Here is a 19,621-nt window from a genome sequence, read left to right as displayed (position 1 = left end):
CGCCCCCACTGCCCGTCCTGGCCGGGGCGAACCCGGCCGACGCCCCTACCCGTAGTACTTGAGAGCTACGCGGAAGGTGCCCTCCACGGGTGGACGCCGACCACGCGGTCTGCTCCCTAGCTTCTGTACCGGAAGCACGACGGACATCCGGTACGGAAGGACCACCCACCTATGGCGCCCCGCCAGCCCAGGAGCCGCCCGCGTACGCGCCGCCTCTTCACGAGCCGCCCGCGCGGCGCCCGTACCCTCCTCGCCGCCCTCGTCATCGCCGCGGTCGCCCTGCCCGTCTCGGGTGCGGCACGCCCCTCCGCCGTCCCGGCGCCCGCCCCCGCCGCCCTCGACCCGCTGCGCGCGACCCCCGCAGCCCTGGCCGCGCGATATGCCGTCAACCGAGGCTCCATCCAGGCGGCCGAACGGATGTCCACCGGCCACGGCGACCGGAAGCGGGCCGCCGCACTGCGCGAACTGGCCGACCCGGAACGCCACTTCCTCTCCTTCGACGGCCGCGACGGCGGACGCAGCGTCGAGGTCTTCGGTGATCTGTCCACGGCACACCGGATCGCGGTGCTGGTCCCGGGTGCGGGCATCGGTCTCGACAAGTACTGGCGGTTGCGGGCCGGCGGTGTCGCGCTCCAGCGGGAGCTCGGCGACGGATCGGCGGTCATCGGCTGGCTCGGGTACGCAACGCCGGCCACGGTGAGCCCGGAATCGGCGACCCCCGGCCTGGCCGAGCATGCCGCCCCCGAACTGCGCGCATTCCTAGACGAGTTGAAGAGGTCCAAGCCGTCCGCCCGGATCACGCTGCTCTGTCACTCCTACGGCTCCGTCGTCTGCGCCGAGGCCGCGTCCGGTCTGAAGGTCTCGGACATCGTCCTGTACGGCAGTCCCGGTACCGGCACGCACAACGTCGCAGCGCTGCACACCCCGGCCACCGTCTGGGCCGGCCGGGGCGGCAGTGACTGGGTTGCCCACGTACCGCACGCACAGCTCCGACTTCCGTTCGTCACCTTCGGGTTCGGGGCCGATCCGGTCTCGCCCGAGTTCGGTGCCCGGCACTTCGCGGCGGGCGATGGCGGCCACAGCGACTACCTGAAGCCCGGCTCCTTATCCCTGAAGAACCTCGCCCGGATCGCCTCCGGTCGGACCCCTGCCGAGGAGGGCCGTCATGCGTGAACTCGTCCGGCGGATCGATGCAGCCACCCCGCCCGACCGCGACCGGGCCGTCGACGCCCTGCGCGCCCTCGCCATCCTGGGCGTGGTGCTCGGCCACTGGCTGGTCACCGCCCTGATCGCCGACACCGGCACGGTGCGCGCCGCCAGCCCCCTCCAGCACATGCCCGAACTGATCCCGGTCTCCTGGCTGTTCCAGACCCTCGCGGTCTTCTTCCTCGTCGGCGGACAGGTGGCCACGAAGAGCTACGCCTCCGCCCGCGCCCGCGGCACCACGTACGGGCAGTGGCTCGGCGCCCGGACGCTCCGGCTGTTCCGGCCGGTCGCCGCCGTGCTGGTGGTGTGGACCGTGATCGCGGGCACACTGCTCGCCTCCGGGGTGGGCACGGAGACCGTGCACGCACTGCTCAAGCTGGTGCTGTCGCCGCTCTGGTTCCTGCTCGTCTTCGCGGCGCTGACCGCGGTCACTCCACTGGTCTCCAGGCTCCATCCGCTCTGGCCGCTCGCTGTGGTGCTCCATGTCGACCTGATCCGGTTCGGGCTGGGCGGACCCGCCTGGCTCGGCTGGATCAATGTGGCGGCCGGCTGGCTGGTCCCCTACTGCCTGGGTGCGACCTGGGCCCGCGGCGGCCTGCAGAGCCGGGCGACCGGATGGGCGCTGCTGCTCGTCGGGTCCCTCGCCACCGCCGGACTCGTCCTGTGGGCCGGCTACCCCGCGTCCATGGTCGGGGTGCCGGGCAGCAGGATCTCCAACCTCGACCCGCCCACCCTCGCGGCCGTCGCCTTCGGTCTCGCCCAGTGCGGTGCGGCCCGGCTGGTGCTCGGTCCGCTGCGGCGGGTCCTGCGCCGCCCCGCGGCCTGGGCGGCGGTGGCGCTGGTCAACCTCTCCGCGATGACGATATTCCTCTGGCACCAGACCGCGATGATGGCGGTCACCGCCGTCGGCCTGCTCGCGGGAGAGGCGCTGCCCGGACTGCACACTGTGCCCAGGGATTCGGGCTGGGTGTTCGCCCGTCTGGCGTGGCTGCCGGTGTTCGCCGTGGCGCTGCTGGTCTGCTGGGCGGCGTTCCGTAAGTACGAGGAGGGTCGCCCCCGACGCGAGAAGGGCCGGATCGTCCTCGAGAACCGTCCCACCAGGACCTCGATGATGCGCCGGGCACTTTAAGAGAGGAGCTCACAAAATGGGAGTCCGATCAGCTCGCGGCGTCGGATGCGGTGCATCGCATGGCGGAGAGTCGTCCGCATACGGGATGTATTCGGACGTTTTGACGACTCGGCGAGGCGCCGTAGCTGTTGTCGTGTGCCCGTCAGGGGTGACGGGACAGTCCATAGGGTGGTCCGGATGACGTGGAAACCGGTGGGGGACAAGGAGCGGGTGAAGGCCGCCCTGCGGAGGGCGCCTCGCGTCCTGTTCGAGGATCTGACGGCGCCCGCCGACCCGCTGCCGGACATGGGCCAGCCCGGATGGCCTGTCTGGCGGCCGGTGTTCGGGATGCTGCTGGTCATCTGCGCGACCTTCCTCACCGTGTTTTACGTGAACGAGATGAGTCCGGGGGACGGCGGCGGCATCCCCAAGTACGGCGTGCTGGGCTTCGCCCAGGGGGCGGCGCTCGTCGCCGTGATGTTCCGCCCGGTATCGGCCTGGTGGGCGTCGACCGTCCTCATGGTCGTCACCGCGTGGCTCTCCGAGCCCGATATGAGCCGTGACCAGTTGTTCCCATGGAGCGTTCCAGGGCTCGCGCTCCAGTGCGGGGCGCTCTTCCTGCTGGCGCTGCGGGTCCCGCCCCGCCGCGCGGCCGGGGCGCTGGTGATCACTCTCCTCGCCGGACTGTCCTGCACCGTCTTCACCACCACGCCGCACCACTACGTCATCTACCGCTCCACTCCGGTCCTGATCGCCGCCGTGGTGTTCGGCGCCTCGCTGCGCGGTCTGCGGGTGGCCCGCACCCAACTCGTCGTCCAGGAAGAGCTCACCGCCGGTGAGCGGGCCCGGCGTACCCTCCTGGAGGAGCGCAACCGGATCGCCCGCGAGCTGCACGACGTGGTCGCCCACCACATGTCGGTGATCTCCATCCAGGCGCAGGTCGCCCCGCACCTGGTCGAGAACCCGTCCGACGAGCTCCGGGAGAACCTCGCGGGCATCCGGCAGAATGCCGTCGAGGCGCTCACCGAGCTGCGCCATGTGCTCGGCGTGCTCCGCTCCGAGGACGCCTTGTCACAAGGGGTGAGGCACACCCCGCAGCCCACCCTCGACCGGCTCGACGAACTGGTCGCCAATGTGCGCGCCGCCGGGCTCACGGTCACCACCGCCACCACCGGTGCGCGCCCGCTGCCGCCCGGTGTCGGGCTGTCGGCCTTCCGGATCATCCAGGAGGCGCTCAGCAACGCGATGAGGCACGCCCCCGGCGCGCGGGTGCGGGTGGAGACGGCCTACGGGACGACCGGGCTGACGGTCCGCGTCACCAATACCGCGCCCGACGCGGCGCCCGCGCGCTCGCAGTCCATGGGACACGGACTGCTGGGGATGGGCGAACGCGCTGCCATGCTGGGCGGCGAACTCGCGGCCGGGGCAACCCCGGACGGCGGCTACGAGGTCACGGCTATCCTGCCGGTGAGCGCCCCTGCCCTGGCCGCCGAACCTGCCGAGGAAACCCCGTGACGACCATTCGCGTACTCATCGCCGACGACCAGATGATGGTTCGTCAGGGTTTCACGGTGCTGCTCAACGCCGAGCCCGGCATCGAGGTCGTCGGTCAGGCGGTGGACGGCCTCGACGCCGTCGCCAAGGTCGCCGAACTCGCCCCGGACGTCGTCCTCATGGATGTGAGGATGCCGGTGCTCGGCGGTATCGAGGCGACCCGCCGCATCACCTCACCGCCCGATGCCCGGGTCAAGGTGCTCATCCTGACCACCTTCGATCTCGACGAGTACGTGTACGAGGCGTTGCGCGCCGGCGCGTCCGGCTTTCTCCTCAAGGACGCATCGGTCGAGGAACTGGCCCGTGCGGTCAGGGTGGTGGCGGCCGGTGACGCGCTGCTCGCCCCGAACATCACCAAGCGGCTGATCGTGGAGTTCTCCCGGGTGACCGCCGCCCCCCGGGCCCCGCTGAAGGACCGTATCGGTGATCTGACGGAACGCGAGACCGAGGTGCTGTCCCTGATCGCACAGGGTCTGTCGAACGCGGAGATAGCCCAGTTGCTGGTGGTGGCGGAGCAGACCGCGAAGACCCATGTGAGCCGGATACTGGCCAAGCTGGGGCTGCGCGACCGGACGCAGGCGGCGGTCTTCGCGTACGAGACGGGCCTGGTGCGACCGGCCGGCTACTGACGTGCAGGCGAAAGGGCGGAGGCACGGGATCGCCGTACCCCCGCCCGGCGTGGTGACCGCCCGACGGCGCGAGGCCGGCGCGACCGTTTCGTTCGCGCCGCCGGGCGGAGTTCTGCAGGCACTGGGAGGCCGGTGGTTGCGCCGGGACCGCGGCGGCGGGCGATGGGCGGCCGGGTCCGCTCTCTCTCAGGTCGAGAGCGGACCCGGCTGCCTTCACCACCGCACTGGCTCGCACGCCGCCGCGGTCCTCGGTCACGCCCGTCCCGCCGGACACCCCTCAGGGCCGGCCGGACGGACAGCGCAGGAGAGATGACCTCCCGTCACATCTCTTGCGCGGTCTTGGTGTTCCAGGGGCGCGCTAGTCCTCGCGCAGGGCGCGGACCGCTTCCTCGACGCGCTTGCCGTAGTCGGCGTCGGCGGCGTGGAAGTGGGCGAGGTTCTTCTCGATCACGTCGTCGCGGGTGACCTGGGAGAGGCCTCCGGCGATGTTGGCGACCAGGCGGCTCTTCTCGTCCTCGGACATCAGCCGGTAGAGCTCGCCCGCCTGGAAGAAGTCGTCGTCCTTGGTGTGGGCGGGCGCCGCGTGGGTGCCGGTCCAGCCGTGGATCGCCACCGGAGCGGAAAGCGCCGCGTCGGTCTGGGCGGGGCCCGCATACGAGTTGGGCTCGTAGTTCTTGTCGTGGCGCGCACCGTTGCGGGTGGCGTGCAGACCGTCACGGCCGTAGTTGTCGACGACAGCCGTCCGCGGCGCATTCACCGGGAGGTGGGTGTGGTTGACGCCCAGCCGGTAGCGGTGCGCGTCGGCGTAGGCGAACAGGCGGCCCTGGAGCATCTTGTCCGGGGAGGGGCCGATGCCGGGCACGAAGTTGTTCGGGGAGAACGCGGCCTGCTCGACCTCGGCGAACACATTGTCCGGGTTGCGGTCCAGGACCAGCCGGCCCACGCGCTGCAGCGGGTAGTCGCTGTGCGGCCACACCTTGGTGAGGTCGAACGGGTTGAAGCGGTAGTCGGCGGCCTCGGCGGCCGGCATGACCTGCACGTACAGGGTCCAGGACGGGTTCACGCCCCGCTCGATGGCCTGCAGCAGGTCCGTCTGGTGCGAGGTGCTGTCCTTGCCTGCGAGCTCGGCGGCCTGCTCGCTGGAGAGGGAGCGCACGCCCTGGTTCGTCTTGAAGTGGTACTTGACGAAGAAGGCGTCGCCCGCGGCGTTCGTCCACTGGTACGTGTGCGAGCCGTAGCCGTTCATGTGGCGGTACGAGGCAGGAATGCCCCGGTCGCCCATCAGCCAGGTCACCTGGTGCGTCGCCTCGGGGGCGTGGGCCCAGAAGTCCCAGACGTTGTCCGGCTCCTGACGGCCGGTGAACGGGTCACGCTTCTGCGAGTGGATGAAGTCGGGGAACTTGATCGGGTCCTTGATGAAGAAGACCGGGGTGTTGTTGCCGACCAGGTCGTAATTGCCCTCGTCCGTGTAGAACTTGAGGGCGAAGCCGCGCGGGTCGCGTACGGCGTCGGCGCCGCCGAGCGAGTCGGCGACCGTCGAGAACCGGATGAACGTCTCGGTGCGCTTGCCGACGGCGGAGAGGAAGTCGGCCCGGGTGAAGCCGGTGACGTCGTCGGTCACCTCGAAGTAGCCGTACGCGCCGGAACCGCGGGCGTGGACCACGCGCTCCGGGATGCGCTCCCGGTTGAAGTGCGCCAGCTTCTCCAGAAGGTGCTGGTCCTGGAGGAGGATCGGGCCACCGACGCCGGCGGTGGCGGAGTTCTGGTTGTCGGCGACCGGGGCGCCTGACTCGGTCGTAAGCACACGCTGCGTCATGGTGTCGGGGCGACCTTCCGTACGGGAGCTGCTGAACTGCGACGCCCTGGGGGCTCCAGGAGCGTAGGTACGCTCCGAACCAGACGTCAACAGTTTGTTGAAATTGGGGGTGAGGTGTTCCGGATGGTGCCGACGCCTGGGCGCGACAGGACAGGTGTCAGCGCCGACACCATCCGGAAGTCTGCGGGGCGGTCGGTCAGGCCTGGACGGGCCGACCCGAGAGGCGCTCGACCGCGAGCAGCAGGGCCGAGTGGTCCAGGCCGCCGTCGCCCTGCGCGCGGAGCGAGGCGACGAGCTGGGCGACGACGGCGCCGACGGGGAGCGCGGCACCGACATTACGGGCGGCGTCCGTGACGATGCCCATGTCCTTGTGGTGCAGATCGATCCGGAAGCCCGGCGCGAAGTCGCGCCCCAGGAAGTTGTCCTTCTTGCGGGTCAGCACGGTCGAGCCGGCCAGTCCGCCGTTCAGCACGTCGAGCGCCGCCGCGAGGTCGACCCCGGACTTCTCCAGGAAGACGACGGCTTCGGCGCAGGCCTGGATGTTGACCGCGACGATCAGCTGGTTGGCGGCCTTTACCGTCTGGCCGGAGCCGTGCGGGCCGCAGAGCACGATCGTCTTGCCGAGAGCCCGCAGGATCGGCTGTGCGGTGTCGAAGTCGGCCTGCTCGCCGCCGACCATGATCGACAGCACGGCTTCGATCGCGCCGGCCTCGCCACCGGAGACCGGGGCGTCCAGGACCCGGATGCCCTTCTCCTTCGCGTTCTTCGCGAGGTCCACGGAGGTCTGCGGGGTGATCGAGGACATGTCGATCAGCAGGGCGCCCGACTTGGCGTTCGCCAGGATGCCCTCGGGGCCGTACGCGATGGCCTCGACGTGCGGGGACGCGGGCACCATCGTGATGACGACATCGGCGTCCCGGACCGCCTCGGCGATCGAACCCGCGCCGTGCCCGCCGGCGGCGGCCAGCCGGTCGATCTTGTCCTGCTCCAGGGTGTATCCGGTGACGTCGTAACCGGCCTTGATCAGGTTCTCGGACATGGGGGAGCCCATGATGCCGAGTCCGATCCACGCAACCTTGGGGAGGTTGTTGCTCATGAGAGGGTGCCTTCCTGAAAACGTGTGTACGAGGGGGAGCCCGACGGCCTCAGCGGGCCGCTCGGGCCTCGGCCGGGAGCCATGCGAAGGACTCGGCGCTCGGCTGGTCGCCGGGCTTGTACTCCAGGCCGACCCAGCCGTCGTAACCGGCCTTCGTCAGCTCGTCGAGGAGCTGCTCCAGTGGCAGGGAGCCGGTGCCGGGCGCGCCGCGCCCCGGGTTGTCGGCGATCTGGACGTGACCGGTCCGGTCGGCGTACGCGGAGATGACCTGGCTCAGGTCCTCGCCGTTCATCGACAGGTGGTAAAGGTCCAGCAGGAACTTCGCATTGCCGAGCCCCGTCGCGGCGTTGACCTTGTCGACGACCTCGATTCCGGCCGGTGCGCTCACCAGCGGGTAGCGCGGCGACTCCGGCTCGTTCAAGGTCTCGATCAGCAGGACCGCCCCGATCCGGTCCGCCGCGCGGGCGGCCAGGACCAGGTTCTCGAGAGCGAGCTCGTCCTGCACGGCCGGGTCCACGCCGTCGACGCGATTGCCGTAGAGCGCGTTGAGCGCCTTGCAGCCGACCGAGGCGGCGAAGCCGGCCGCCACCTCGATATTGGCGCGGAAGCGGTCCGACTCCGGGCCGGGCACGGAGAGCGCGCCGCGGTCGGGTCCGGGCAGCTGTCCGGCGTAGAAGTTCAGCCCCACCAGCTGCGTGCCCGCGTCGTCGAGCGCCTTCTTGAGGGCGTCGAGTTCGCTCTGCGGCGGGGTGGGGGTCTCGATCCAGGGCCACCACAGCTCGACCGCCGTGAAGCCCGCCGCGGCGGCGGCAGCAGGGCGCTCCAGGAGCGGGAGTTCCGTGAAGAGGATCGAAAGGTTCACATCGAAGCGCTGGTCCGGCCAGGTCTTCTGCGAATCGAGAGAGGCCATGAGGGTCAGGCGCTCCTTCCGTATTGCGGAAGTTAGTTTCTGCTTAACGGAAGATTGCCCGGGGGGTGGATGGGCTGTCAAGGGGGTGACCGGAATTCGGGCCGGCGCTCCTCCTGGGGACTTGCACCTCGACCGCCGGAGGGGGGCCGCCGACGACTCGCTGGGGGGAGCGCACTGCCCTGGTCGCCCACACGGCCCCGGCCGGGACGGACCTCACGCCATCGGATCGTCACCGCCCCCGACGGCGGTCATGTCCTCGCCGTCGACCTGGGCAACGACACCGTGCACACCTACCGGCTCGATCTGCGCCGGGGCGCGCTCCACCAGGTCTTGTACGCGCTCCTGCGCCCGGGTGCAGGAGCGCGCCACCCGACCTTCCACCCCGGCGGCCGTTTCGCCCATCTCGCCTGCGAGGTCGACAACGCCGTCGTCGTCTGCGGTGACGACGCCGCGACCGGCACCCTCACCCCGGGGACCCCGAAGGTCACCGGAACGGGCCCGGGCACCAGCTGTCCCGCCCAGTTCCTGGCCGCCGGCGATGGCCGTTTCGGCTACCTCGCCAACCGCGGGCACAACAGCCTGACCCGCTACGCCGTCGAGGGCGACGGGACAGCGCTGCGGCTGATCGACACGGTGCCGGTGGGCGGCGACTTCCTCCGGCGCATCGCCTTCTCGTCGGACAGGGGCCGCTCTTCGCCGCCAGCCAGAGGTCCGGGACGGTGACGGTCTTCGCGGTCGACCGGGCCGACGGCGGGCTGCGCCGCACCGGTACCCCGTTCGCCGCTCCGGCGGCCGTCTGCGTGCTGCCGCTCGGGTCCCGGCGCGGCTGGTCCGAACGAGAATCCCCAGTGGTCCGTTAGGGTCGGGGCCGAGCCGCGGGCCCCCGGGTGCGGCGAGCACATGATGGAGGCACAGTGCGCTTGAGAGTGGAGTTCACCACCGAGCCATTCGATCTCGACGAGGCGCCCGCCCACGCGGTGGTGGCCCGCGAGGTGATCCAGACGGCCGAGCTGGACGCCGTGGATGTCGGCCCCTTCGGCAATACGGCGGAGGGTGGCGCCGACGCGGTGCTCACCGCGGTGGACTCCCTGCTGCGCAAGGCCCTGGAGTCCGGTGCCACCCGGGTATCGCTCCAGGTCAACGTCATCGGGGAGGACTCGAAGTGACCGAACCCGCGGACCACCCCCTCGTCACCGCGGTCAAGCCGCTCGTCGACGCGATGGGCGCCGAGCTGGTCGGGCCCGAGGACGCCCTGACCGACGACGTGGTGCTGGCCTGGGAGGGCGAGGACGTCATAGCCGTGCGGCTGCCGCAGCTCTCGGACTCGCTCGACCACATCCTGGCCGCCATGGAGCGGCGGCACGGCATGCCACTGGCCGAGCTGGACCGTAGGACCAAACAGTCGGTCGTACGGACCCTGGAGGCACGGGGTGCCTTCTCGGTGCGGCATGGCGTGGAGACGGTGGCGGGGGCGCTGGGGGTCAGCCGCTTCACCGTCTACAACTATCTGAATCGGGAAAATGCCGCCAAAGGTGAGTAGTTGAGCGAAGGCCGCGGAAGTATGCGGAAGGCCGTCGCCCGGATCGTCGGGCGACGGCCTTTGACGTTCGCGGAATTTCAACAAAGTGTTGACGTGGTGTTGTGGAGAGCGTTAGCTATCCGCAGCCCGACCAACGCACAGCGAAAAAAGCCACGGAGGCTCCCGTGACTCTGAGCTCCACACCGGGCCTCGCCCGGTTCAATACTCTGGCGGACGACGAGGCCACCACCGCGTTGCACGAGGTGTGTGCCAGTGCGGCATGGGGAAGAGCGATCCTCTCCCGGCGCCCCTACGCCACCGCAGAAGCCCTTCTCGCCACCAGTGATGCCGCCATGGCCGAGCTGACCCGCGAAGATCTGGCCGACGCGATGGCCGGTCACCCCCCGATCGGCCGCCCGGCCCCCGGGGACCCGACCTCCTCACGCGAACAGCGGGGGATGGCCGACGCCACCGAGGAGCTCAAGGCCGAGATGCTCGAACTGAACCTGGCCTACCAGGAGCGGTTCGGACATGTCTTCCTGATCTGCGCCACCGGTGCCACCGGAGAGCAGATGCGCGACGCGGTGAAGTCCCGGATCGGGAACTCGCCCGAGCAGGAGCGCGAGATCGTGCGCACCGAGCTGGGCAAGATCAACCGCATCCGGCTGACCCGCCTCGTAACCGAAGGAGAGTGACGGTCTTGAGCACCGACACCACCGCATCGGTGTCCACGCACATCCTGGACACCAGCATCGGCCGCCCTGCCGCAGCCGTCGCCGTCACGCTCGCCGCCCGCAGTGGCAGCGACGCGCCGTGGGTGACGCTCGGCGGCTCCGCGACCGACGCGGACGGGCGATGCAGGGACCTGCCGGCGCTGCCGGAGGGCACCACCCATGTACGTCTCGACTTCGAGACCGAGGCGTACTTCTTCAACAAGCAAGCCGAGGCGCAGCAGGACGCCCCCCGCGTAAGGGACAGCGGTGCGTTCTTCCCGGAAGTGGCGATCACCTTCGCCGTCGTACCGGGCGAGCACTATCACGTACCGCTGCTGCTCAACCCGTTCGGCTACTCCGTATACCGAGGGAGCTAGCAGACATGCCCACGATTCTCGGCCAGAACCAGTACGGCAAAGCAGAGAACCGCGTCGTCAAGATCACGCGGGATGGCGAAACCCACCACATCAAGGACCTGAACGTCTCGGTCGCCCTCTCCGGCGACATGGACGACGTCCACTACTCCGGCTCCAACGCCAACGTCCTGCCGACCGACACCACCAAGAACACGGTGTACGCGTTCGCCAAGGAGTACGGCATCGAGTCCGCCGAGCAGTTCGGCATCCACCTCGCCCGCCACTTCGTGACGTCGCAGGAGCCGATCCATCGGGCGCGCATCCGTATCCAGGAGTATTCCTGGGAGCGCATCGCCACCTCGGACAACAACTCCAAGTTCATTGGCTCGGACGAGGTCAACCACTCCTTCGCCCGCAAGGGCCAGGAGCTGCGCACCACCCAGATCACCTACGACGGTGAGAACTGGCAGGTCATCTCGGGACTCAAGGACCTCACGGTCATGAACACCACCAACTCGGAGTTCTGGGGTTACGTCAAGGACAAGTACACGACGCTCAAGGAGGCGTACGACCGCATCCTGTGCACCGACGTCGCTGCCGCCTGGCGCTACAACTGGACCAGCGACGACGACCGGATGCCCAACTGGGAGAAGTCGTACGAGCAGGCCAAGAAGCACATCCTGCAGGCCTTCGCCGAGACGTACTCCCTCTCGCTGCAGCAGACCCTGTACCAGATGGGGTCGAGGGTGATCAACAGCCGCAGCGAGATCGACGAGATCCGCTTCTCCCTGCCGAACAACCACCACTTCCTGGTGGACCTGGAGCCCTTCGGTCTCAAGAACGAGACCGCTGACGGCGCTGTCTACTTTGCGGCCGACCGCCCGTACGGACTCATCGAGGCCACCGTGCTGCGGGACGGTATCGAGCCGCAGATCCCGGTCGACATGACCAACCTCTGACGCGGCCCTGAGCCGGTCCCCGCCCGCCGACGGGCGGGGACCGGCCGACCCGGAGGGAAACCCCATGGCACAGCCTGCAACGGGCCCGGCAGCAGACGGCCCCTGTACCGCACCACCGGAGAACTCCGTCCATCCGGTGGACGAAAGGCTTTCCCCCTCGCGGCTCGTCCCCGCCGCGCTCCAGCACATCGCCGCCATGTATGCGGGCGTCGTCACCCCTCCGCTCATCATCGGCCAGGCCGCCGGCCTGGACCCGGCCGGAATGACCCGGCTGATCGCGGCCAGTCTGCTGATCGCCGGACTCGCCACCCTCCTGCAGACGCTCGGCATCGGCGGCGTCGCGGGAAACCGGCTGCCGTTCGTCAACGCCGCGTCCTCCGCCGGCATCGCCCCGATGCTCGCCATCGCCGAGACCAGCGCCCCCGGCCACCAACTCCCGGCGATCTACGGGGCGGTGCTCGTCGCCGGAGCCTTCTGTCTGGCCGTCGGACCGTTCTTCGGGCGGCTGCTCCGCTTCTTCCCGCCGCTCGTCACCGGCGTCGTCATCACCCTCATCGGCGTCACCCTGATGCCGGTCCCGGTCTCCTGGGCGCAGGGCGGTGACAAGGAAGCCGCCGACTTCGGCGCCATGAAGTACTTGGCGCTGGCCGCCTTCACCCTTGCCGTCATCCTGCTGATCCAGCGATTCGGGCGCGGTTTCGTCAAACAAGTCGCCCTGCTCTTCGGCCTGTTGATCGGAACGCTCGCCGCGATCCCGTTCGGGCTGGCCGACTTCTCCGCGCTGAGGTCCGCACCGCTCGCAGCCCTGCCCGCACCCTTCGCCTTCGGTGCACCCGAGTTCAAGCCCGCCGCGATCCTGTCCCTCTGCATCGTCATGCTGGTCCTGATGACGGAGTCCTCGGCCGGCATGCTGGCGCTCGGCGAGATCTGCGACCGGCGCACCGACGGGCGGACCATCACCCGCGGCCTGCGCACCGACGGCATCGCCACCCTGCTCGGCCCGGTCTTCGGCGGCTTCCCGACGAGCGCGTTCGCGCAGAACGTCGGCGTGGTGTCGCTGACGAAGGTACGAAGCCGCTACGTCGTCGCCGCGGCGGGCGGAGCACTGATCGTCCTGGGCGCCTTCCCCGTCCTCGGCGCGGTCGTCTCCCTCGTCCCGATGCCCGTGCTCGGTGGCGCCGGAATCGTCCTGTTCGGCTCGATCGCCGTCAGCGGCATCCGTACGCTCTCCGAGGCCGGACTCGACGACAGCTCCAACATCATTCTGGTCGCCGTGGCGCTCGGCGCGGGCGTCATCCCGCTCGCCGCGCCCGCCTTCTACGCCGGATTTCCGTCCTGGGCGCAGACCGTGCTGGGCTCCGGGATCAGTGCGGGAGCGCTCGTCGCGGTCCTGCTCAACCTGTTCTTCCACCATCTCGGCACCCACAGCCGCACGGCTGTGGCACTCAAATCCTCCTAGGGTCCTGCCGTGCCCACCTCATCACAGAGAGAAGAAGGAAGCGCCATGGCAGCCCCTGATCGTGTGGAACGCATCGTCATCGAGAACTGTTCGATCGCGACCGTCGACGCCGACGACACCGAGTACGCCTCGGGCCATGTCGTCGTCGCGGGCAACCGCATCGAGTACGTAGGCGCCGGCCGGGCCCCCGAGGGGCTGGAGAACGTCGTGCGACGCATCGACGGCGCCGGGCACCTCGTCACCCCCGGCCTGATCAACACCCACCACCACTTCTACCAGTGGATCACCCGGGGCCTGGCCACCGACCACAACCTCTTCGACTGGCTGGTCACCCTCTACCCGACCTGGGCGTGCATCGACGAGCCGATGGTCCGCGCCGCGGCGCAGGGCTCGCTCGCGATGATGGCCCGCGGCGGTGTCACCACCGCCATGGACCACCACTACGTCTACCCGCAGGGCTCCGGCGACCTGTCCGGCGCCATCATCGGAGCCGCCCGCGACATGGGCGTACGGTTCACCCTCGCCCGCGGCTCCATGGACCGCAGCCGGAAGGACGGCGGGCTGCCGCCGGACTTCGCCGTCGAGACGCTCGACGGTGCGCTCGCCGGCACCGAGGCGACCATCGACGCTCACCACGACGGCTCCTTCGACTCCATGACGCAGATCGCCGTCGCACCCTGCTCGCCCTTCTCCATCTCCACCGAACTGCTCCGCCAGGGAGCCGAGCTGGCCCGCCGCCGCGGGGTCCGGATGCACACCCACGGCTCGGAGACCGTGGAGGAGGAGAAGTTCTGCCACGAGCTGTTCGGGATGGGCCCGACCGACTACTTCGAGTCGACGGGCTGGCTCGGCGACGACGTATGGATGGCCCACTGCGTCCATATGAACGACTCCGACATCGCGGCGTTCGCCCGCACCGGCACCGGCGTCGCGCACTGCCCGTCCTCCAACGCCCGCCTGGCGGCAGGCATCGCCAGGGTCCCCGACATGCTGGCCGCGGGTGTCCCCGTCGGGCTCGGTGTCGACGGCACCGCCTCCAACGAGTCCGGTGAACTCCACACCGAGCTGCGCAACGCCCTCCTCATCAACCGCCTCGGCGCCCACCGCGAGAAGGCACTGAATGCCCGTCAGGCCCTGCGTCTGGGAACGTACGGTGGCGCCCAGGTCCTCGGCCGCGCGGACCAGATCGGCTCACTGGAGGTCGGCAAGCTCGCCGACCTGGTGCTCTGGAAGCTGGACACGCTCGCGCACGCCTCCATCGCCGACCCGGTCACCGCGCTCGTCTTCGGCGCCGCCGCCCCCGTCACCCTCTCCCTCGTCGACGGGAAGACGGTCGTCGAGGGCAACCACCTGACCACGGTGGACGAGGACGCCATCGCCCGCGCCACCCGCGACGAGGCTCGCCGTCTCGCGCAGATCGCCGCCGGGGCCTGACGGCTCTGGGGCACCTCCCCCCGGAACGGCCGGCCGGAGGGGGACGGCCCTCGGCCGGCCGCTGTGGACCCGAGCGGGGTCCACGGCAGCCGGGTCGGCGAACACGCACTCAGAAGTGCGCGTTCGCCGGCCCGGTGACCCAAGCTGCCGCACCAGCTGCACGACCTGCACCACCTGCACCACCTCCCTGACACCCACGTCGCCTTGACGTGCACCCGACCGGAGGAACCGCCGTGGCAGCACAGCCCAGGTTTCGCAACGAAGCAGTCGCAGTTCCCGACCAGCAGCCCGTACCGGACGACCCGCAGATCTCCGGCGGCAAGCATCCGGTCGACCAGACCCTCCCCCCACTGAAGATGTTCACCAGCGGACTGCAGCATGTGGCCGCGATGTACGCGGGAGTCGTGGCCCCGCCCATGATCGTGGGACCCGCCGTGGGACTCACGGCCAAGGAGACCGCCTTCCTGATGGGGGCGAGCCTCTTCACCGCGGGCATCGCCACCCTCCTCCAGACCCTCGGCTTCTGGCGCATCGGCGCCCGGCTGCCGTTCGTCAACGGCGTCTCGTTCGCCGGGGTGACGCCGATGATCGCGATCGGCAAGGATCGCGGGCACGACGGCATCGCCGTCATCTTCGGTGCGATCCTCGTCGCCAGTCTCCTCGGCTTCGTACTCGCCCCCTACTTCTGCAAGCTGGTGCGCTTCTTCCCGCCCGTCGTCACCGGGACCGTCATCACCCTGATCGGCGTCTCGTTGCTGCCGGTCGCCTTCAACTGGTCCCAGGGCGGCAACGCGACGGCCGACGGCTACGGGTCGACGACCAATATCTCCATGGCCGCCGTCACCCTGGTCATCGTCCTCGCCCTGCGCAAACTGCTGCGCGGCTTCCTGCAGCAGATCGCGATCCTGCTCGGTCTGGTCGCCGGCACCCTGATCGCGATCCCGGTCGGCATCACCGACTTCGGCGCGATCAGGGATGCCGACCTGATCGGCTTCCCGACCCCGTTCCACTTCGGGGCACCGCAGTTCGAGATGGCCGCCATCGTCTCGATGTGCATCGTGATGCTCGTCTGCATGACCGAGTCCACCGCCGACATGCTGGCCCTCGGCAAGATCGTCGGCCGGCCGGCGGACGAGCGGACCATCGAGGGCGGTCTGCGCGCCGACACCCTCGGCAGCGCCGTCAGCCCGCTCTTCAACGGCTTCATGTGCAGCGCCTTCGCGCAGAACATCGGCCTGGTCGCGATGACCAAGGTGCGCAGCCGGTTCGTCGTCGCCGCGGGTGGCGTCATCCTGATCGTGCTCGGTCTGGTCCCCGTGGCCGCGTCCGTCATCGCGCTCGTCCCACTGCCGGTGCTCGGCGGTGCGGGCATCGTGCTCTTCGGCTCGGTCGCCGCGAGCGGCATCCAGACGCTGGCCACCGCCGCCCTGGAGAAGGGGGAGAACGCGCTCATCGTCGCGGCCGCCGTCGGTATCGGCCTGATCCCGATCGCCGCGCCGGAGTTCTACCACGCGTTCCCGAAGGACCTCCTCGTCGTGCTGGACTCGGGGATCTCCACCGGGTGCGTCGTGGCGATCGTCCTCAACCTGGCCTTCAACCACCTGGGCAGGAAGCCGGAGGAGGGGAACGAGGAGGAGCCCTCCGTCGCGGCAACGGCTCCGGTGGGCGCGCACTGAGTGTGTCCGGTACGGCGCTGTGGCGCGCACGGCACCAGCCGTACGCGCCACAGGCGTATTCCGGGCAGGTCCGGGCGGGAATCAGCCGATGTGGTAGCTGTCGCCGTACACCTTCCACTCCGGCGGCGGATCCAGGTTCAGATTTCCCTTCCTCAGGAAGACCCGCTGGGCGGTGTCCACCCGGCTGGTGTCCGAGTGGTCCCCCTCCTGCTGGAGCGCCCAGACCCGCGCGTCCAGGAAGGCGTTGAGGTAGGTCACCTCGTTGCCGCCCTGCGACGGCGGCTTCGCCCTGGCGAGCGCGCGCTTGCGGATGGAGCTGAAGCTCGTGCTGTCGCTGTCGCTGTCGCTGTCGCTGCCGTCGCCGTGCGTGACGATGGCGTCGTAGTACTCGAACTGGCCGAGCGTGCCGATGCCGTCGGCCTTCCCCCGATCGACCGCCGGGTTGAAGTACACCCGGTCCCGTTCGTCGTTCTGCGCCTGCTTGAAGGCCGGGTCCGACGCGGCGGTCGCCCAGTCCTCGGCGAAGTCCGGGTCGAGGCCGTCGTGCGAGTCGGTGCCGTTCACCTCCCGCAGAGCGGGCAGATACTTCGCGAGGACGTTGCCCGGCTTGCGCCGGGTGTACAGCTCGACGAGGTCGAGCATGTCACCGGTGCCGGAGCAGAAGCCGATGATGCCCGCGGTGTAGCCGCGGCCGTCGCCGATGTCCTCGATGTACTTGTACTGTGCCTGCCAGTCGAGTGTGGAGTTCTCCGCGCTGGAGACCAGCTGCATGGCGATCTCCTTCTTCGCCGGATTGTCCAGCCCGGTGGCGGCAGCCGCCTTCCGGGTGGCGGAGACCTCGTGGCGCACGGCTGGGTGCGTGGGGGCGCCGGCGTGGGCGGTGGCGGGTGCCGCCGTGAGGGTCACCCCGAATGCGACCAGCGTGAGCCGTCCGGGGTGAGTGTTGCGACGTGCGGCGCGCTTATGACGTGCGGCGTGCTTATGGGAAGCGGGCACCATTCCTCCAAAGGGAGTTCGTCGTTCCGGATCCGCTAGGAAGCTTTCCTACCAGAGCGGAGTGGGAGTCGTGGTGGAGTGAGAGTCGTGCACTCGTTCGGCGCAAGCGAGTTGAGTCCGGCTCCGGCTACGGAAAAGCCCCGCACCACGTGCCGGACGCGCGGTGCGGGACCGTACGGAGCGGCCTGCGGATCAGGGGCGGACACCCTCTGGCCGATGGCTGTCAGCAGTCGGGGCAGGCCACGTGGATCCATACGCCCGTGGGGCCACCCTGCAGGCCGCCCACGGCCCAATGTCCCTGGTGGGCACGGCAGTTGAGATATTGACCCCGATTTCGTCGACCGTGCAGACCGCCGATCGCGGGTTCAGGGTCCGTCGATACGGTAGCTGTCGCCGTACACCTTCCACTCCAACGGTGTTTCCAGCTGGAGTCTGCCCTCGCGTACGAAGACCCGCTGCGCCGTCTCGACGCGACTGGTGTCGGAGTGTGAGGGTTCCTTGCGGATCGCGGTGACCCGGGCATCGAGGAAGGCGTTCAGATATGTCACCTCGTCGCCGCCCCGGGACGGCGGTTCGGCGGCGTCGAGAGCCTCGCGGCGCATCGTACGGAAGCCGACCGTGCCGTCCGAGTCGGCGGCTCCGTGCATCACATAGGCGTCGTAGTAGATGAACTGGCCCAGGGCGCCGAGACCGTCGTTCTTTCCCTGTTCGACCGCCGGATCGAAGTACGAGCTGTCCCGTTCGGCGTCCTGCGCCGATCGGAACGCGGGGTCGGCGGCCGCCTCCACCCACGCGTCGGTGAACGGGCGCCCGAGGCCGTCGTGCGAGTCGCTGCCCTTCACCGCGCGCAGAGCGGGCAGGAACCGTTCCAGCGGATTGCCGGGGCGCGCCGACGCGTACCGCTCGACGACCCTCAGCATGTCGCCGGTGCCGGAGCAGAAGCCGATGATGCCCGCGGTGTAGCCGCGGCCGTCACCGATGTCCTCGATGTACTTGTACTGCGCCTGCCAGTCGAGCGTGGAGTTCTCCGCGCTGGAGACCAGCTGCATGGCGATCTCCTTCTTCGCCGGATCGTCCAGCCCGGCCGCCGGGGAGCCATTGCCGGAAACGCGCCCGGGCGAGCGCCCGGAACAGCCCGCCAGCAGGGTGGCCACCGTGACCAGAGCGATGAACGGAGCCGTGGCGGGGGTGAGCCGGGAACGCGGAATGACCTTCACTTCTCCAGCCTGCCAGGCACGGAGAGGGATCTTGGTCCGTTCGCCTGTAGCGTCAGGGGTATGGAAGATCAGTCTGTTGTGGATGTCGGCGACGTCCGGCTGGCGTACCGGACCTGGGGCGACCCGTTCGGCTCGCCCGTTGTCCTGCTGCACGGCCTCGGCGGTTCCGCCGCGAGCTGGGAAGCGGTCGGGAGCCTGCTCGGCGAGGAATGGCGGGTGTACGCCCTCGACCTGCGCGGGCACGGGGAGAGCGACTGGCCCGACGAGTACTCCTTCGCGCTGATGAGGGACGACGTCCTCGGCTTCCTCGACGAGTGCGAGCTCGACCGCGTCGGTCTCGTCGGCCACTCCATGGGCGGCGTCGTCGCCCATCTGCTCGCCCAGGAGCACGCGGACCGGGTGGAGCGCCTGGTGCTGGTGGAGACCCCGCCGCCGTTCCCCAGCGAGCCGAGGCCCGCCGCGCAGCCCGAAGGGCCGGTCGACTACGACTGGAATGTCGTCGCGCCCATCCGGGCCCAGGTCGCCGACCCCGACCCGCAGTGGGCGGAGGGCCTCGGCGAGATCGTCGCGCCGACGCTGATGATCGCCGGCGGCCCGGAGAGCACCATGCCGCAGGGCCGGCTGGCCGACATGGCCTCCCTGATCCCGGACTGCCGGCTGATCACGCTCGGCGGCGGCCACCGGGTCCACGAGGCCCACGCCGACCAGGTCGCCCAGCAGATCACCGAGTTCTTCACCAGCTGAAACCCCGGCAGCCGGCTGAACCCCGGAGCGGGGGTGCCCCCCGGGAGCCGGCTGAACGGGGGGACAGGCCGCATGAGCGCCTCCCGGTACGGCGAAGAAAGATCGTGCACGATGTAGCGGGCTGTCATGCATGTCATCCGATCGGGCGACCGGAAGATCGGAGCCGGCGAAACCGCACCGGTCGGCATGGGGAGCGGCCCGGCCGACGGCATTGTCAGTGCCGGGTGCC

General features: G+C 69.8%; 18 protein-coding genes and 1 pseudogene. 14 read left to right on the top strand and 5 right to left on the bottom strand.

Annotated features, from left to right (window positions below):
• Window positions 1-171: 171 nt before the first annotated feature.
• The 4 genes from OG395_RS16155 to OG395_RS16140 all read left to right on the top strand — a co-directional run bounded on the left by OG395_RS16155 (window position 172) and on the right by OG395_RS16140 (window position 4,497).
• Window positions 172-1,173: an alpha/beta hydrolase gene (locus tag OG395_RS16155; RefSeq protein ID WP_327243578.1), complete on the top strand. Its 1,002-nt coding sequence runs from the start codon at window positions 172-174 to the stop codon at window positions 1,171-1,173.
• On the top strand, window positions 1,166-2,335 hold the full coding sequence (locus tag OG395_RS16150) for an acyltransferase family protein (RefSeq protein WP_327243577.1): 1,170 nt from the start codon (window positions 1,166-1,168) through the stop codon (window positions 2,333-2,335). The genes OG395_RS16155 and OG395_RS16150 overlap by 8 nt, the downstream gene beginning before the upstream one ends.
• Before the next feature lie 177 nt (window positions 2,336-2,512).
• Window positions 2,513-3,829 carry a sensor histidine kinase gene (locus tag OG395_RS16145; RefSeq protein WP_327243576.1) on the top strand — a complete coding sequence of 439 codons (1,317 nt, stop codon included), beginning with the start codon at window positions 2,513-2,515 and terminating at the stop codon, window positions 3,827-3,829.
• On the top strand, window positions 3,826-4,497 hold the full coding sequence (locus tag OG395_RS16140) for a response regulator transcription factor (RefSeq protein ID WP_327243575.1): 672 nt from the start codon (window positions 3,826-3,828) through the stop codon (window positions 4,495-4,497). Before OG395_RS16145 ends, OG395_RS16140 begins: the two co-directional genes overlap by 4 nt.
• 358 nt (window positions 4,498-4,855) lie before the next feature.
• On the opposite strand, the gene OG395_RS16135 is transcribed toward OG395_RS16140, so the two are convergent.
• The 3 genes from OG395_RS16135 to OG395_RS16125 form a co-directional block, all read right to left on the bottom strand.
• The gene (locus tag OG395_RS16135) at window positions 4,856-6,313 is read right to left on the bottom strand and encodes a catalase (RefSeq protein ID WP_327243574.1); all 1,458 of its coding nucleotides are present in this window, start codon (window positions 6,311-6,313) and stop codon (window positions 4,856-4,858) included.
• Window positions 6,314-6,509: 196 nt separating this feature from the next.
• On the bottom strand, window positions 6,510-7,409 hold the full coding sequence (locus OG395_RS16130; protein WP_327243573.1) for a 2-hydroxy-3-oxopropionate reductase: 900 nt from the start codon (window positions 7,407-7,409) through the stop codon (window positions 6,510-6,512).
• Between the two features lie 49 nt (window positions 7,410-7,458).
• On the bottom strand, window positions 7,459-8,319 hold the full coding sequence (locus tag OG395_RS16125) for a TIM barrel protein (RefSeq protein WP_327243572.1): 861 nt from the start codon (window positions 8,317-8,319) through the stop codon (window positions 7,459-7,461).
• 187 nt (window positions 8,320-8,506) lie between these two features.
• Here OG395_RS16125 and OG395_RS16120 point away from each other — a divergent pair.
• From OG395_RS16120 to OG395_RS16080, 9 genes and pseudogenes are all read left to right on the top strand, one after another.
• A pseudogene (locus tag OG395_RS16120) lies at window positions 8,507-9,179 on the top strand (lactonase family protein); the annotation flags it as partial.
• Window positions 9,180-9,233: 54 nt separating this feature from the next.
• Window positions 9,234-9,485, top strand: coding sequence for a hypothetical protein (locus OG395_RS16115; RefSeq protein WP_037692010.1), 252 nt, complete (start codon window positions 9,234-9,236; stop codon window positions 9,483-9,485).
• Window positions 9,482-9,859 carry a helix-turn-helix domain-containing protein gene (locus tag OG395_RS16110; RefSeq protein ID WP_327243571.1) on the top strand — a complete coding sequence of 126 codons (378 nt, stop codon included), beginning with the start codon at window positions 9,482-9,484 and terminating at the stop codon, window positions 9,857-9,859. Before OG395_RS16115 ends, OG395_RS16110 begins: the two co-directional genes overlap by 4 nt.
• A 164-nt stretch (window positions 9,860-10,023) precedes the next feature.
• Window positions 10,024-10,533, top strand: a complete 510-nt coding sequence (uraD, locus tag OG395_RS16105) for a 2-oxo-4-hydroxy-4-carboxy-5-ureidoimidazoline decarboxylase (RefSeq protein ID WP_327243570.1) — start codon at window positions 10,024-10,026, stop codon at window positions 10,531-10,533.
• Between the two features lie 5 nt (window positions 10,534-10,538).
• On the top strand, window positions 10,539-10,928 hold the full coding sequence (gene uraH, locus OG395_RS16100) for a hydroxyisourate hydrolase (protein ID WP_327243569.1): 390 nt from the start codon (window positions 10,539-10,541) through the stop codon (window positions 10,926-10,928).
• A 5-nt stretch (window positions 10,929-10,933) separates the two neighbouring features.
• Entirely contained in the window at window positions 10,934-11,866 is a 933-nt protein-coding gene (gene pucL, locus OG395_RS16095) for a factor-independent urate hydroxylase (protein WP_327243568.1), read from the top strand.
• A 64-nt stretch (window positions 11,867-11,930) separates the two neighbouring features.
• Window positions 11,931-13,325: a nucleobase:cation symporter-2 family protein gene (locus OG395_RS16090; RefSeq protein ID WP_327243567.1), complete on the top strand. Its 1,395-nt coding sequence runs from the start codon at window positions 11,931-11,933 to the stop codon at window positions 13,323-13,325.
• Window positions 13,326-13,370: 45 nt separating this feature from the next.
• Window positions 13,371-14,759 carry an 8-oxoguanine deaminase gene (locus OG395_RS16085; RefSeq protein WP_327243566.1) on the top strand — a complete coding sequence of 463 codons (1,389 nt, stop codon included), beginning with the start codon at window positions 13,371-13,373 and terminating at the stop codon, window positions 14,757-14,759.
• Between the two features lie 233 nt (window positions 14,760-14,992).
• Window positions 14,993-16,435 (top strand): nucleobase:cation symporter-2 family protein, encoded by a 1,443-nt coding sequence (locus OG395_RS16080; RefSeq protein ID WP_327243565.1) that lies wholly within the window; start codon window positions 14,993-14,995, stop codon window positions 16,433-16,435.
• An 81-nt stretch (window positions 16,436-16,516) separates the two neighbouring features.
• Here the strand turns inward: OG395_RS16080 and OG395_RS16075 are convergent, their stop codons facing one another.
• Window positions 16,517-17,434: a chitosanase gene (locus OG395_RS16075; RefSeq protein WP_327243564.1), complete on the bottom strand. Its 918-nt coding sequence runs from the start codon at window positions 17,432-17,434 to the stop codon at window positions 16,517-16,519.
• A 362-nt stretch (window positions 17,435-17,796) separates the two neighbouring features.
• Window positions 17,797-18,648 (bottom strand): chitosanase, encoded by an 852-nt coding sequence (locus OG395_RS16070; RefSeq protein ID WP_327243563.1) that lies wholly within the window; start codon window positions 18,646-18,648, stop codon window positions 17,797-17,799.
• Between the two features lie 60 nt (window positions 18,649-18,708).
• Here OG395_RS16070 and OG395_RS16065 point away from each other — a divergent pair, with 60 nt between their 5' ends.
• Entirely contained in the window at window positions 18,709-19,392 is a 684-nt protein-coding gene (locus OG395_RS16065) for an alpha/beta fold hydrolase (protein ID WP_327243562.1), read from the top strand.
• Window positions 19,393-19,621: the final 229 nt, after the last annotated feature.

The sequence above is a fragment of the Streptomyces sp. NBC_01320 genome (assembly GCF_035974375.1).
GTDB lineage: Bacteria > Actinomycetota > Actinomycetes > Streptomycetales > Streptomycetaceae > Streptomyces > Streptomyces yanii.
Note: the sequence above shows the minus strand (reverse complement) of the source record. Positions and strands in the feature narration are given on the sequence as shown.

What these genes read in the sequence shown, in the direction of transcription:
- OG395_RS16065 (WP_327243562.1), top strand. Translation starts at nt 18,709, where the DNA reads ATGGAAGATCAGTCTGTTGTGGATGTCGGCGACGTCCGGCTGGCGTAC.
- OG395_RS16145 (WP_327243576.1), top strand. Translation starts at nt 2,513, where the DNA reads ATGACGTGGAAACCGGTGGGGGACAAGGAGCGGGTGAAGGCCGCCCTG.
- OG395_RS16090 (WP_327243567.1), top strand. Translation starts at nt 11,931, where the DNA reads ATGGCACAGCCTGCAACGGGCCCGGCAGCAGACGGCCCCTGTACCGCA.
- OG395_RS16155 (WP_327243578.1), top strand. Translation starts at nt 172, where the DNA reads ATGGCGCCCCGCCAGCCCAGGAGCCGCCCGCGTACGCGCCGCCTCTTC.
- OG395_RS16150 (WP_327243577.1), top strand. Translation starts at nt 1,166, where the DNA reads ATGCGTGAACTCGTCCGGCGGATCGATGCAGCCACCCCGCCCGACCGC.
- OG395_RS16125 (WP_327243572.1), bottom strand. Translation starts at nt 8,319, where the DNA reads ATGGCCTCTCTCGATTCGCAGAAGACCTGGCCGGACCAGCGCTTCGAT.
- OG395_RS16085 (WP_327243566.1), top strand. Translation starts at nt 13,371, where the DNA reads ATGGCAGCCCCTGATCGTGTGGAACGCATCGTCATCGAGAACTGTTCG.
- OG395_RS16075 (WP_327243564.1), bottom strand. Translation starts at nt 17,434, where the DNA reads ATGGTGCCCGCTTCCCATAAGCACGCCGCACGTCATAAGCGCGCCGCA.
- pucL (WP_327243568.1), top strand. Translation starts at nt 10,934, where the DNA reads ATGCCCACGATTCTCGGCCAGAACCAGTACGGCAAAGCAGAGAACCGC.
- OG395_RS16130 (WP_327243573.1), bottom strand. Translation starts at nt 7,409, where the DNA reads ATGAGCAACAACCTCCCCAAGGTTGCGTGGATCGGACTCGGCATCATG.
- OG395_RS16135 (WP_327243574.1), bottom strand. Translation starts at nt 6,313, where the DNA reads ATGACGCAGCGTGTGCTTACGACCGAGTCAGGCGCCCCGGTCGCCGAC.